This window comes from Streptomyces sp. NPDC053750 (assembly GCF_044544295.1).
Taxonomy (GTDB): domain Bacteria; phylum Actinomycetota; class Actinomycetes; order Streptomycetales; family Streptomycetaceae; genus Streptomyces.
The window spans coordinates 1-13,002 of sequence record NZ_JBITXB010000047.1; the positions used below are offsets into that span (position 1 = coordinate 1).

Below are 13,002 nucleotides of genomic sequence, written 5' to 3' on the forward strand. Positions count from 1 at the left end.
ACGGCGAGCCAGATGCTCCACCCGCCGCATCAGCGCCATCGTCCAGGCCGTCCACACACTGTTGACCTGCAACTATTCAAGATGAAATAGGTTCACTGATTCCTAATGCTGTTTGTCAAGCTGCGATGACGGTGGGCGGCACGGCTTCGTAGGTCCGTCCATCGCGCAGGAGGGCCCAGAGCACGTTGACCCGGCGGCGGGCCAGAGCGAGGACGGCCTGGATGTGGCGCTTGCCTTCGGCTCGCTTGCGTTCGTAAAACCGGCGGGAGTCCTCGCAGTGACGGATGCTGAACAACGCGGAGATGTAGAAGACCCGTTGGAGTCGGCGGTTGTAGCGTCGTGGGCGGCGGAGGTTGCCGCTGATCTTCCCGGAGTCGCGGGGAACGGGAGCAACGCCGCCGAAGCCGGCGAGGCGGTCGGGAGTGCCGAAGAGACTCATGTCGCCGCCGGTCGCGGCTAGGAACTCGGCACCGAGGATCACGCCCAGGCCGGGCATGCTGGTGATCACTTCGAAGTCACGATGTTCGCGGAACCGGGCCTCGATCGCCTTGTCGAGCTCGGCAACCTGCTGGTTGAGGACCATCACTTCCCGCGCGAGCGTGTGCACCATCTGGGCGGTCAGTTTCTCGCCGGGCAGGCTGGTGTGCTGGCGTCCGGCGGCTTCCAGAGCTGTCTCGGCGAGCCGGTCAGCGCGCAGGACCTTGCGGTTGCGCAGCCAGGTTGCGAGCCGCTTCTTGCCTGTTCGGCGGAGCGCGGCCGGGGTCTGGTAGCCGGTCAGCAGCGTGAGGGGGCCGGTGTTGGTGAGGTCCAGGGCCCGTTCCAGGGCGGGGAAGATGTCGGTGAGCTGGGCGCGGAGCCGGTTGACGGTGCGGGTGCGGTCGGCGACCAGGTCCGTGCGCCGGCCGGTGAGGATCTTGAGGTCGGTGACGGTTTCGTCGCCGGTGCGTAAAGGGTGCAGGTCGCGGCGGATGCGGACCTGGTCGGCGATGACGGTGGCGTCCTTGGCGTCGGTTTTGCCTTCGCCGCGGTAGCTCTCGGAGGCACGGTGGATGGCCCGGCCGGAGATGTAGTGCACCCGCTGGCCGTGGTTGAACAGGATCGTGATGGCCAGGGCGGCGCCGCCGTCGGCCAGGTCGATGCCCCAGGTCACCTCGTCGCCCAGGGCCAGGACATCGGCGAGGAGTTGGAGGAGTTCGGGTTCGTCGTTGGCGACGCGTCGTGACAGCAGCCGGCGGCCGCTCTCATCGATCGCGACGCAGTGATGGTGGGTCTTGCCCGCGTCGATGCCGGCCCAGATCATGGCCATGTGGTGCCTCCGTGAGGGGTGGTGCTGATGCCTCCCGACGGACGACCTCGCTGTCGATTCCCTACTCAGCGATCATTCGCAATTCCTAATTGGCAGCCGAGTCGTCGTGGGGCACCGGGCGGCCAATCAGTGGAAGCCACAAACGGCAGAGCCTTTTGAACCACACCCGGCACCCCTGGGCGGGTCAACCATACGAAGGGCTCACCGCATCCCGCAGAACAACGTAGGGAGCCTTTTCCAACCTCAGGTTGAGGCGTGACGAAGGGCGGGGATGGTCTTCACGATGGCGGTGACCCGGTTGGTGCTACAGCGGAGTTTCCGCGGTAGGCGTCAGCCCTTCAGGGCGGCCATGGCTTGCTCGCCGAGGCAACGGATTCCGGCCTGGGTGCTGTTGTGCCGACGTTGCCGCAGCTTGAGACGCCGACCGCGGACGGACGCCCGGGTGGTGCCGCCGGCGCCTCGATACGCCTTGTCCGTCAAGCACTTCGCCTCCGCGTCGCGGGGGGTGTAGTCACCGGCAGCGCCCTTGTTGTGGCGAGCGCCGGGGACGGTGGGTGGGGCCGACAGCAGTCGATCTGCCGCATCGGCGATGACCCGCCACGCCGAGCCGCGCTCGTCGGACATGGCGGCGCCGACCCGGCTGAGAGCTACCGCGGATCTGCGCACCGACCGGTGAGCGGTCGGTGCGGGCCCGGTCTACCGGTTCGCGGCTTCGCGAGTGGCGATCCGGTGCGTGCGGCCGACCGCACGGCCCACCGTATTGCGCACCGCGAGGCCCGGCCGGGTGCGGGGCACCATGAGCCTGGAGAGCAGACCGACGCGTCGCTGCCGCGGGCCTACCTCACGGCGGAGACGGGACTCGTAGGCGGCGAAGGCGCGGGCGTGGTCACCGGGGTGGGCGGCGAGCTCTTCTGCGAGGGCGTACGCGCCCGCCATCGCCATGCTGGACCCGTCGCCCAGCAGGGCTGTCGCCGCCGCTGCGTCCCCGAGCAGTACGACCCGTCCGCGGGACCACGAGGGCACCCGGACGGTGGTCAGGGGGTCGAAGAACGGAGCCGGGTGGTCGAGGAAGGCTGCCACGAGTTCCGGTGCCCGCCACCGCACGTCGGCGTAGGCGTCGGCCACGGTCTGCTTGTGAAGGGTGACGTTCTTGCGGTCGTGGGGCGCCGGCTGTGCGGCCCGGAAGGTGAAGATCGCGAGCGGGGTGGTCCGCGAGGGGTGGAGGACCAGCATCCGGTTCGGCACGGTCAGCATCGTCATCTCGGTCGGGTCCTCGATGGCGTCGGGTTCCAGCGGGACGGTCGCGCCGTACAGGCCCAGGTCGCTCGCGAACTGTCGCTCGGGGCCGAACACCAGGCGCCGTACGGTGGAGTGCATCCCGTCGGCACCGACCACCAAGTCGAAGCGCCGTGGCGCGGACCGCCGGAAGGTGACGTCCACCCCGCCTTCATCCTGGTCGAGAGCGGTGACCGTGTCGTCGAACAAGAACTCGGCCACGGTCTGCGCCGACCGGTGGAGCACCTCGGACAGGTCGGCTCGGGTCACCTCGACCGTCGGCGCCTTGTCCGAGGTGAGCGGGAGCTGCAGGATTCGCCTGCCGCCGGGGTCGAGCAGGGTCAGCGACCGATTGCGGGTGGCGAGCTCGCGGAGCTGCGGGAGGATGCCCATGCGCTCGGCGACCGGGATCGCGGGCCCCTTCACGACGATCGCGCTACCACCGGAGCGCAGCTGCCGGGCGTGTTCGACGACCGTCGGCCGGTATCCGTTCCGGGAGAGCCAGTACGCGAGTGCGGGCCCTGCGATTCCGGCACCGACTATCAGCACCTCGGGCTTCTTCATGACGATGACCTCTCGGAGTGTGCATGACCAAGGTCCCCGGCGAGTGCCGGGGCGGTCCTGAGGGAGCGGTGGCACGGGGAGGGTGCAACCGGACCAAGGTACGATCATTTTCGTACCTCAGGGAAGCACGCCCTTCAGGTACGATGCAAGTCATACCTGAAGGAGGTGCGACGTGGCCGGGAGGAACCTGGTCGGCCCAGAGGCCGATGCGCTCGATCTGGGTGCGGTGTTTCGCGCCCTCGCCGACGAGCACCGTCGTTCGGTGATGACGGAGTTGGCCGCCGACCGCAGCGACAGCGAGCGAGGCTGCAACTCGTTCAATCTTCCGATCTCGAAACAGACCCAGACCCACCACTTCCGGGTCCTGCGCGAGGCAGGTCTCATTGACGAGATCGACTACGGCAACCGCAAGGGCATCCGGCTACGACGCGCGGACATCGACAAGAGATTCCCCGGGCTGCTCACGCTCCTGGGCCTAGAGTCCCCGGGCGGTACTGCTCCTCGCTGAGCACAGCTGAGCACACCGGAGGGGAGTCCGAGTTGAGCCGCGAGCTCGGCCGAATCCGGCCCGCGCCCGGCTCGCAGGTAGCCGGGCACGACGCGGGCACAAATGGGATCGGTGCCGCTTCGACCACCGTCCCGCGCTCGTGATCGGCGCCGAACTCTTCCGCACACTCCCTCACGCCCACACCCACTGAGGTTTCCTCAATCCACATGCGGAGCAAGGCCACTGGAGGTGAGGGCGGGGTCCGGGTATAGAGAAGCTCCTGGTAGACGGGTGCGTGTCGAGTCCAAGCCATCCCGCCAGGAGCCTTCCGCAGGCTTGTCCACCCAGCCGGGGGCGATCTGTCCACCTCCGCTCTGCGCTTCCTCACCCGTGAGTTGACCGCACGTCGTCTTGCGCAAGGGACACGATGGCGTCGGCTGGCCGCCGGACGGCAGGCACTGCTCGTGCTGGCTCATCTACGATGCGGTCATACCTACGCCCAGCTCGCCGCCGGATTCGGTGTGGGCACCACCACCGCCTACCGGTACATCGCCGAGGCCGTCGACATCCTGGCCGCTCTGGCTCCAACCCTCGCCGAGGCGGTGAGGACAACCTCCGGCAAGGCCTTCGTGATCCTGGACGGGACGTTGCTGCCGATCGACCGGATCGCCGCCGACCGACCCTTCTACTCCGGGAAACATAAGAAGCACGGCATGAACGTGCAGGTGATCGCCGACCCGGCAGGACGGTTGCTGTGGGCCTCGCCCGCGCTGCCGGGATCTGTCCACGACATCAAGGCCGCGCGAACCCACGGCATCATCGGTGCCCTGACGGGGGCCGGGGTGGATTGCTGGGCCGACAAGGGCTACCGGGGCGCCGCCGGCACCGTACGAGTTCCCCACTGGGGACGCTGGGAGACTCTCTCCCCTGGTCAGCGGGCCGTCAACTGTTCACACGCGAAGATCCGTGCACTCGTCGAACAGGCCATGGCCACCCTCAAAACCTGGCGGCTCATGCACAAACTGTGATGCTCTACCAGCCGTATCACCAGCCTCGTCCAGGCCGTTCTCACCCTGCACCTGGCATGCACAAACTGAGGTTGGAAAAGGCTCACTGGCCGCCAGGCAGTGTTCAGGCTGCGGGTGTGAGGGGGCGCCCGCCCCAGCGGATGCCCTTTTCACTGCGGATGCGGGCGCGTTCTCTGCGCTGGGCTGCAAGGACGTTGGGGTGGCGGGCATTGGTATTGCGCCAGCACAGGTATCGGTGCAGGGCCCGAGTTTGCGCGGGGTGGCTGCGATGGTTCGAGTGGGCCAGGGTGAACTGCCGCAGCGGGCCGAAGTGGGCCTCGATCGGGTTGGCCCAGGAGGCGTAGGTCGGGGTGAAGCACAGCTCGACCTTGTTCTTCTTCGCCCAGCGGCGGATGTCCGCGCCGGTATGTGCGGAGAGATTGTCCAGGATGATGTAGATCGGGGCGCCGTCTGGCCGGGCGGCGCGGATCGATTTCAGCGCGGCCAGGCTGTTGGCGGTGCCCCTGCGGCGGCGGTTGACGCCCCACAGACGGTCGTCGCCGACGGAGTGGCAGCCGTGGAAGTAGGTGACGCCATGGGTGCGGCGGTAAGTCGCCGGCAGGCGGTCGGGCTTGCCCTGCTTCGCCCAGCAGGAGCCTGCCATGGGCCTGATCCCCAGGGGCCCGAACTCGTCGAAGGCGAACACCCGGTCGGGGAAGCGGTCCAGCACGTGCTCGATGCGGTCGAGCTTGACGTCGCGTTCGGGGTCAGGCGACTCCTTCCAGGTCTTGGTGCGCTGGAAGGTGATGCCGCGGCGTAACAGCAGGCACCGTAAGGCTTCACGACCGACACGGATGACGCGTCCGTGCACGCGGCGCAGGTAGGCGGCGAGTTTACGGATCGACCAGCGAGTGAAGGGCTGGCCGAGCTTGGTGGGGCGGGTGGTGGCCGTCTGGACGACGAAGTCCTCGTCGTCACGACTGAGCAGGCGGGGGCGGCCTCCCGCCCATCGAGGGTCCAGACAGGCCAGACCGATCTCGTTGAACCGGTGGATCACATCCCGCACCGTGTCCTCGTCCGCCTGGACCAACTGGGCAATCACCGGGACACGGTTTCCGCCGGCGGACACCAGCAGCATCATCGCCCGCCGGTAGCGCACCGAGCTGGTACTGCCCCGGCGCACGATGCCCTGCACCTTCTGCCCCTCCTGGTCGGTCAGTCTGCGCACCCGCACAGGCTCAGCCACCACACCTCCAGCGGTCGGAACGGACGTCGCCGCCGATTCAACCGCCCCAATCGCCAACCCGGCGAACCTTCCCGGTCGGAGCACTAGGCGCCCCCGCCCGGGGCGATCAGCCCCGTCTCGTAGGCGAAGACGACGGCCTGGACGCGGTCGCGCAGGTCCAGCTTCGACAGGATACGGCCGACGTGGCTTTTGACCGTGGTCGGGCTGAGGAACAGCCGGGAGGCGAGTTCGGCATTACTGAGGCCCGTCGCGAGTAGGCGGAGCACCTCGAGCTCGCGCGGGGTCAGGCCGGACAGATCGCGGTGCGGGGCGATGGTCTGCGGTTCGTAGTGATGGGCGAAGCGCTCGATCAGCCGACGAGTGATCGTGGGTGCGAGGAGAGCGTCGCCGGTCTGCACCAGGCGTAGGGCGGAGACCAGATGTTCGGGGGTGACGTCCTTGAGCAGGAAGCCGCTGGCGCCGGCCGTGAGCGCGGCGTAGACGTAGTGGTCGAGGTCGTATGTGGTCAGGATGATCACCCGCGCTCCGGCCGGGCCGGCGTCGCCGATGATGCGCCTGGTGGCCTCGATGCCGTCCATCTCCGGCATCCGGATGTCCATGAGGACGACGTCGGGCCGCGTACGGCGAACCGCTGCGACAGCCTCGGCCCCGTCGGCGGCCTCGGCCGTCACTTCGATGTCGTCCGCCGCCAGGATCATCTTGAAACCGGTGCGTACGAGAGCTTGATCATCGGCGATGACGACGCGCAGAGTCGACCGGTCCGCGGTCATACCGCGCTCCGCGGCATGCGGGCCGTCACGCGGTAGCCGCCGGTCGGCGTCGGTCCGGCCGTCAGCTCACCTTGGTAAACGGCCAACCGCTCGCGCAGCCCCATGTGGCCACGGCCGTTACTCTGCACGGGCGGGGATTCCTTGGCACCGCCCGTGTCCGTGATCTCGATCTCCAGACAGGCGTCGGTGTAACCGATGGCGACGGTCGCCTGCGCGCCGCGCGCATGCTTGATGGTGTTGGTCAGCGCCTCCTGTACGACGCGATACGCCGCGAGGTCCACCCCCGGTGGCAGCGGATCCGGCGGCAGCGACACCCCGACGCTGACCGGCGTACCGGCGGCACGTACGCGTGCGACGAGCGCGTCAAGCTGCGCGAGCCCAGGCTGGGGCTCCAGGCCGTCGGGCCTCTCGTGGTCCGGGGCGGCCAGCAGGCCCATCACGTGGCGGAGTTCGGCCATGGCGGCCCGACCGCCCGCCTCGACGGCCAGCAGTGCCTCCTTGGACTGCTCGGGCGCCATGTCCATCACTTTGCGGGCCGCCCCGGCCTGGATCACCATCACGCTCACATTGTGGGTCACGACGTCGTGCAGTTCGGCGGCAATGCGGGCACGCTCCTCTTCGACGGCGCGGCGCGTGGCCTCCTCCTGAGCGGCCTGCAGTTCTGCCATCCGGTCCCGGCTGGAGGCCAGCCGCAGTTGCAGAAAGCGGACGAGGCTGGCCAGCATCCCTGCCACCAGGAGCACGAATCCCGGGCTGGACCATCCGGGGAGCACGGGCTCCGCGTTGCGGAATGCGAAGCCGGACAGCGCAGCGGCGATCACCAGGACGGCGATCGCCGCTATCCGGTAACGGCTGTATACAACGGCGCTGTAGGCGCCGATGACACAGGCGAGGACAGTGATCCACGAGGCGGAGCTGCCGATGGCCAGTGCTGCTCCCAGCACCACCACGAACAAAGTCAGCGGATACCGGCGCCGGCCGGCCAGCGGCAGCGTCGACAGGACGACCAGAGCCCAGGGCACGGAAGAGGGTTCCTCCTCCACAGGCACCTGACCAGGGTCGGGCGGCGAGGGCGGGGCCGGGACCCCGGTCCCGACGTCCACCGTGGGCGGATCGATGTTCACCGGCCCGTCGCCGGGATAGCGCACCGCCACGAACAGGGCAATGACGGTCAGTACGACCGCCAGCACCACATCGGCGCGCACCGCTCGCCGGGACAGCGGGGCGGCCTTCGCCTGCGGGCGTAGCGCGTCGACGAGTTGCTGATGCCAGTTGCGCCGGTCTTCCGTCTCCATCCGTGCATTGTGCTGCGCTCTCCGCCCGGCCCGCGTCCGCCTGTCCGGCCAGGACGTTGCCCAAGAGGCCTACTTCTCAGGTATGACTCGAGGCCGAATCCTCCGCAGGAAGGACCTCATGTTGGTTCCGCGGCCGACGCGCCCCACACGCGGCACTTCTAGGTTCGCAGGCAATGACAACGGTGCCTCTCGCGATCGTAAGGACGGACAACTCGTATGCATCAAGTGATCGAACTGGAGGGTGTGGCGAAGCGCTACGACAGCGCCGGCGCACCGGCGCTCGGACCGCTCACGCTCAGCGTCGCCAAGGGTGAGGCCCTTGCCGTTACGGGCCCTTCCGGCAGCGGCAAGTCCACGCTGCTGAATCTCGTCGCTGGTCTGGACAAGCCGACCGATGGCGCCGTGACCGTGGCCGGGCGACGGATCGACCAGTTGAGCGAGCATGCCCTCGCCAAGTTCCGTCGCGAGCACATCGGCATGGCCTTTCAGTTCTTCAATCTTCTCGACGACCTCACCGTTACCGACAACATTCGGCTCCCGGCCCAGCTGATTGGGACCAGTCGGCGCAGGGCCGCGGCCCGCGCGGGTGAGCTCATGGAGATGCTGGGGATCCAGAAGCATGCCCGCGCCTACCCGGGCCGATTGTCCGGAGGTGAACGTCAACGGGTCGCGGTCGCTCGGGCGTTGGTCAACCGGCCCGCGCTGCTGCTCGCCGACGAGCCCACCGGTGCGCTCGACACCGCCTCGGGCCACGACGTCCGCAATCTGCTGACGGATCTGCACCGCGCCGGACAGACCATCGTGCTGGTGACGCACGACCTGACGCTGGCGCAGGCGTGTGCGAGCCGCACTGTTCACCTGGTCGACGGTCACGCCGCCCTCGACTCTTCCGCGCAGGCCGCCCGATGAGCCTGTTCGGTACCGGCGCGCTGGGCCGGGTCGTACGTTCCGGGGTGAGCCGGCGGCGGGTGCAGACCATGGTGATCGCCGTGGCCACGATGATGGCCGTGGCGTCGGCCGTGGTAGCCGGGTCGCTGATGGTCGCTGCGGCCGCGCCCTTCGACCACGCTTTTGGGAAGCAACAGGGTGCGCACATCACCGCGCAATTCGATCCGGCCAAGGCGAGTGCGGGGGATCTGGCGAAGACCGGGAAGTTGCCCGGCGTCGCCGCGAGCGCGGGGCCGTACCTGTCCACGTCGGTCCGCCCGGTGGATCAGGCGGGCTTCCAACTGCCCACGCTGACCCTGGTCGGGCGGTCCGGTCCGGACGGCGCCGTGGACCGCGTGGATCTGAAGTCCGGCCGATGGGCGCAGAAGCCGGGCGAGATCGTGCTCGACGCGTCGTTCGAGGGGCCCGCCATCGGGATCGGTGCCACCCTGAATGCCTCGGACGCCACGAACGCCCCAACTCTTTCGATCGTCGGCTTCGCTGTGTCGGCCAGCAAGACCGCCGACTCCTGGGCGACTCCCGCGCAGGTCGACGCGCTGGCGTCGGAGGGCAAGCCGATCTCGAGTCAGATGCTCTACCGCTTCGACTCCGCGAGCACGAAGGAGCAGATCCTCGCCGACCGCAAGAAGCTCGCCGCCTCCGTGGGGTCCGGGGCGCTGCTGGGTACCCAGTCCTGGCTGGACACCAAGCGCGCCGCTGATCAGGGTGCGGCGGCGACCGTCCCGTTCGTGATGGCTTTCGGGATGCTCGGCATCGTGATGTCGGTGATCATCGTTTGCAGCGTGATCAGTGGTGCGGTCGGCACCAGCCTGCGCAGGATCGGCATTCTCAAGGCCATCGGCTTCACTCCGCGCGAGGTCGTACGCGCCTACGTGGCCCAGGCGCTGATTCCGGCCGGTGCAGGCATGGCCCTGGGGGTCGTCCTGGGAAATCTCCTGGCAGTGCCGCTGCTCTCGGACACCGAGGCGGTATACGGCACCGTCTCGCTTTCAGTGGCCTGGTGGGTGGACGTCACGGTGCCGACCGCCGCCCTGGTCGTCGTGGGGCTCGCGGCGTTGATTCCCGCACTGCGGGCCGGAAGACTGCGTACGGTCGAGGCCATCGCGGTCGGCCGGTCGCCACGCACAGGACGCGGCCAGTGGGCGCATCGGGCGATGGGGATGCTGCCGCTGCCGCGGCCGGTGACCTACGGTCTCGCGACCCCCTTCACGCATCCGGTACGTACCCTCGCGATGCTGCTCGCGGTGACGTTCGGCACGGTCGCGGCGACGTTCGCGGTGGGGCTGACCTCGTCCCTGAACGCGATCGGCACCTCCCAGGACCCCGAGAACCGTGCCGCGGTCACGGTCACGACGACCAAGGCAATCGAAGTAGCTCCTCCCCCGCCGCCTCCTGCGGGGGGCAACGCGGAAGACTCACCTCCCCCTGGCGGCAGCGAGTCAGGCCCGCCTCCCGTGGAAAACAGCGCGACAAGCACGTCCAAAAAGCCCAAGGTCGCAGATCCGGCGAAGGTGCGGGCCGCCGTCACGTCGCAGCCGGGTACGGAGTCGTACTACGGCAAGGCCCAGACCGAGGTCACCGTGGCAGGGATCTCCGGCTCGACCCAGGCCAGCCTCTATGAGGGCAATGCGCGCTCCGGCAGCTACGAGATGCTCTCCGGGCACTGGATCACTGGTAAGGGGCAGGTCGTGGTGCCCTCCCGCTTCCTGGACAGGACCAGCACCAAGATGGGTGACACGGTGCGGGTGACCTACGAGAAGGAGACCACGAACCTGCGGATCGTAGGCGAGTTTTTCGACACGTCGGGCAGCCAGCTGGTGATCCACGCGGACATGGCCAACTTCACGTCGGCCAAGCCCAGTACCTTCCTCATCGAGACCAAGCCCGGCGTCTCCGCCGACGAATACGCCCAGAAGCTCGCCGCAGTCGTACAGCCGCTGGGGGGCGACGCCACCACCAACGCCTCCTCGGGGCGGGAGGGCGTCATCCTCATCATGTCCGCGATGGCGGTGCTGCTCACCCTCATGCTGATCACCGTGGCCGGTCTCGGCGTACTCAACTCCGTGGTCCTCGACACCCGGGAACGCATTCACGACCTGGGCGTCTGCAAGGCGATCGGCATGACGCCGCGGCAGACCATGTGCCTCGTGCTCGCCTCGGTGGCCATGATCGGCGCGATCGGCGGGCTCATCGGCGTCCCTGCGGGGTACGCGCTGCACCACGTCGTCATGCCGGTGATGGGGCGTGCCGTAGGAACCAGCCTGCCACCGCTGGTCCTCGATGTATACGGACCTTTCCAGCTGCTCCTGCTGGGGCTCGGCGGGGTCGTGATCGCGGTGCTGGGCGCGCTGATCCCGGCAGGCTGGGCCGCCAGGGCGCGTACGGCCACGGCGCTGCGCACCGAGTAGCGTCCGGCGGAGCGCGAGCGGCTGGGGCGGATCCGCCGGGTCCGCGAGGTCGGGCCGCCCGTACAGGCACAGGTGCCGATGCCCCCGTCCAGGCAGGTCCTCCTGAGAGGGACTCGGAAGGCCCGGATGGGCCCGGCAGCGGGAAGCGATGCGAGGCATCGGCGGCGAGACCGGGTCTGGGGCAGCAGCTCCGACCCGGTCTCGGGGGCTGAGATTGGTAACCGTCGGCCGGACAACCCGCTCACCCCGACGCCCGCCGGGCCGTGATCAATCTCAGCGGCACTTTCTGTACCGCAACTACTCACACCCGTTGAGTCCCGTAAGTTCACGCAAACTGAAGGGTCCTCGGTGGGAACTCAAGGGTCCGTCGTCGTGCTCTGCGGAGTTGCTTCCGTGGGTTCGGGGCCAACTCGCGACCTTGCCGTTCCTGGTCCCCTGGACCGGCAAGACGCCGAGCGGCCCCCTGCTCGAACGCAGCGAAGCGGAGTTGAGAGCTTGGGGAAGGAGTTGAGAGCTTGGGGAAGGAGTTGAGGGCTTGGGGGCGAGGCAGCCTCGGGTCGCTGCTGTACCGGCGGGCGCTGGGCGAGGCCGTCGCCACGGCGCTGGCGGTACGCGACGGCGCGCCGTCGACCAGCCCCGCACCCACGTACGCGCAGGTGCAGGCCCTCGTCGACGGGCCCGGCGTCACGTGCCAGTGAGCTTGTCGAGGTCGGGGGCGTAGACGGTCATCCAGTGCGGGTTCAGCCGGTAGTAGACGACCTCGCGGTTCCAGTCGAAGGCGTCGTCGTCGCCGTAGAAGTCCTTCAAGTAGGCGAGGAGTTCCAGCCAGTCGGCCGTGGTCTCGGCGTCCTCGGGGTTCAGCTCCTCCACCGTGCCGTGGGTGAACACGCCGAGGTCCTCGCCGCGCATGTGCGCGACGCTGGCGGCCGGACGGGCCGCGAGATGACGGGCCTTGGCGGCGTTGCGCGCCGTGCCGAAGTGCCACCGGCCGTGCAGGAAGTGCCCGTCGGCGCCGCTGATCCGCGGTTCGCCCTTTGCGGTCACCGTGGAGAGGGCGAGCGTGCACATGCCGGTGAGGACCCCGGTGAGCTGCGCCGCCGTGATGGTGCGGCCCTCGACGATCGAGCGGAGGTGTGCGGTCGAGCCGGAGAGGGAGGAGTCGAGGAGGGACTGGAGCTTGTTGAGTTCTTCCGGGGTTTCGCGCATACGTCCATCGTCGGCCGTAAACCCGACACCCTCTGTCGTCATTGATGAAGCAGCGGTGAGGTTGCTCCGCGCGGGTTGCGCTCGGTGCTGCGTGGATGGCAACAGGTGGGGGACGAACGCCGGGACATGTTCATGAATTCGCGGTTGATTGACGAGCTGTGATGCCGTTGGTCCTGCTGTCAGGCCGCACGACGCGGTGTTCCCTTGAACTGATTGAGCAGCCATGATGTGCCGCCGTGACGGATTACGTGGTTCCTCTCGCCATCGCAGTGATCGGGTTACCGGTAGTTCGTTAAATCCGGTGGTGGTGCGGGTTGCCGACAGGGATGGCGTCCCGCTGTGTGGTGTAGGGGGTCTTCGCGGTTGAGTGCGCGGGTTCTGCTCCCTCGGGTGCGCCGTCTGCCGGTGAGTGCTCCCTGCTCAACTGGCAGGCCACCGTGCAACTGTCCGGAGTGAACGGGCAGTTCGACCCCAGGGGGTGCACGGTGGC

General features: G+C 68.4%; 11 protein-coding genes and 2 pseudogenes. 6 read left to right on the top strand and 7 right to left on the bottom strand.

From position 1 onward, the window contains the following. Window positions 1-85, top strand: a pseudogene (locus ACIGO6_RS41180) (IS5/IS1182 family transposase); the annotation flags it as partial. A 30-nt stretch (window positions 86-115) separates the two neighbouring features. Here the strand turns inward: ACIGO6_RS41180 and ACIGO6_RS41185 are convergent. The 3 genes from ACIGO6_RS41185 to ACIGO6_RS41195 all read right to left on the bottom strand — a co-directional run bounded on the left by ACIGO6_RS41185 (window position 116) and on the right by ACIGO6_RS41195 (window position 3,145). Next, entirely contained in the window at window positions 116-1,306 is a 1,191-nt protein-coding gene (locus tag ACIGO6_RS41185; protein ID WP_399885853.1) for an IS110 family transposase, read from the bottom strand. Window positions 1,307-1,636: 330 nt separating this feature from the next. Beyond that, entirely contained in the window at window positions 1,637-1,930 is a 294-nt protein-coding gene (locus ACIGO6_RS41190; RefSeq protein ID WP_399885855.1) for a hypothetical protein, read from the bottom strand. A 72-nt stretch (window positions 1,931-2,002) separates the two neighbouring features. Then, complete coding sequence (locus tag ACIGO6_RS41195; RefSeq protein ID WP_399885857.1) at window positions 2,003-3,145, bottom strand: FAD-dependent monooxygenase; 1,143 nt, start codon at window positions 3,143-3,145, stop codon at window positions 2,003-2,005. Window positions 3,146-3,317: 172 nt separating this feature from the next. Here ACIGO6_RS41195 and ACIGO6_RS41200 point away from each other — a divergent pair, with 172 nt between their 5' ends. Next, a complete protein-coding gene (locus tag ACIGO6_RS41200; RefSeq protein ID WP_399885858.1) occupies window positions 3,318-3,653 on the top strand; it encodes an ArsR/SmtB family transcription factor in 336 nt (111 codons plus the stop codon). A gap of 290 nt (window positions 3,654-3,943) precedes the next feature. Then, window positions 3,944-4,729: pseudogene (locus ACIGO6_RS41205) on the top strand (transposase family protein). A 34-nt stretch (window positions 4,730-4,763) separates the two neighbouring features. On the opposite strand, the gene ACIGO6_RS41210 reads toward ACIGO6_RS41205, so the two are convergent. The 3 genes from ACIGO6_RS41210 to ACIGO6_RS41220 form a co-directional block, all read right to left on the bottom strand. Continuing rightward, the gene (locus ACIGO6_RS41210; RefSeq protein ID WP_399885860.1) at window positions 4,764-5,885 is read right to left on the bottom strand and encodes an IS630 family transposase; all 1,122 of its coding nucleotides are present in this window, start codon (window positions 5,883-5,885) and stop codon (window positions 4,764-4,766) included. An 83-nt stretch (window positions 5,886-5,968) separates the two neighbouring features. Next, a complete protein-coding gene (locus tag ACIGO6_RS41215; protein ID WP_399885862.1) occupies window positions 5,969-6,655 on the bottom strand; it encodes a response regulator in 687 nt (228 codons plus the stop codon). Beyond that, complete coding sequence (locus ACIGO6_RS41220) at window positions 6,652-7,950, bottom strand: sensor histidine kinase (protein WP_399885864.1); 1,299 nt, start codon at window positions 7,948-7,950, stop codon at window positions 6,652-6,654. The genes ACIGO6_RS41215 and ACIGO6_RS41220 overlap by 4 nt, the downstream gene beginning before the upstream one ends. Before the next feature lie 216 nt (window positions 7,951-8,166). On the opposite strand from ACIGO6_RS41220, the gene ACIGO6_RS41225 reads away from it, so the two are divergent. The 3 genes from ACIGO6_RS41225 (at window position 8,167) to ACIGO6_RS41235 (ending at window position 12,004) form a co-directional block, all read left to right on the top strand. Continuing rightward, window positions 8,167-8,859: an ABC transporter ATP-binding protein gene (locus tag ACIGO6_RS41225; RefSeq protein WP_399885866.1), complete on the top strand. Its 693-nt coding sequence runs from the start codon at window positions 8,167-8,169 to the stop codon at window positions 8,857-8,859. Further along, window positions 8,856-11,306, top strand: coding sequence for an ABC transporter permease (locus tag ACIGO6_RS41230; protein ID WP_399885868.1), 2,451 nt, complete (start codon window positions 8,856-8,858; stop codon window positions 11,304-11,306). The genes ACIGO6_RS41225 and ACIGO6_RS41230 overlap by 4 nt, the downstream gene beginning before the upstream one ends. A gap of 515 nt (window positions 11,307-11,821) precedes the next feature. Then, entirely contained in the window at window positions 11,822-12,004 is a 183-nt protein-coding gene (locus ACIGO6_RS41235; protein WP_399885870.1) for a hypothetical protein, read from the top strand. Here the strand turns inward: ACIGO6_RS41235 and ACIGO6_RS41240 are convergent. Then, window positions 11,991-12,512: a pyridoxamine 5'-phosphate oxidase family protein gene (locus ACIGO6_RS41240; protein WP_399885872.1), complete on the bottom strand. Its 522-nt coding sequence runs from the start codon at window positions 12,510-12,512 to the stop codon at window positions 11,991-11,993. The genes ACIGO6_RS41235 and ACIGO6_RS41240 overlap by 14 nt on opposite strands. Window positions 12,513-13,002: the final 490 nt, after the last annotated feature.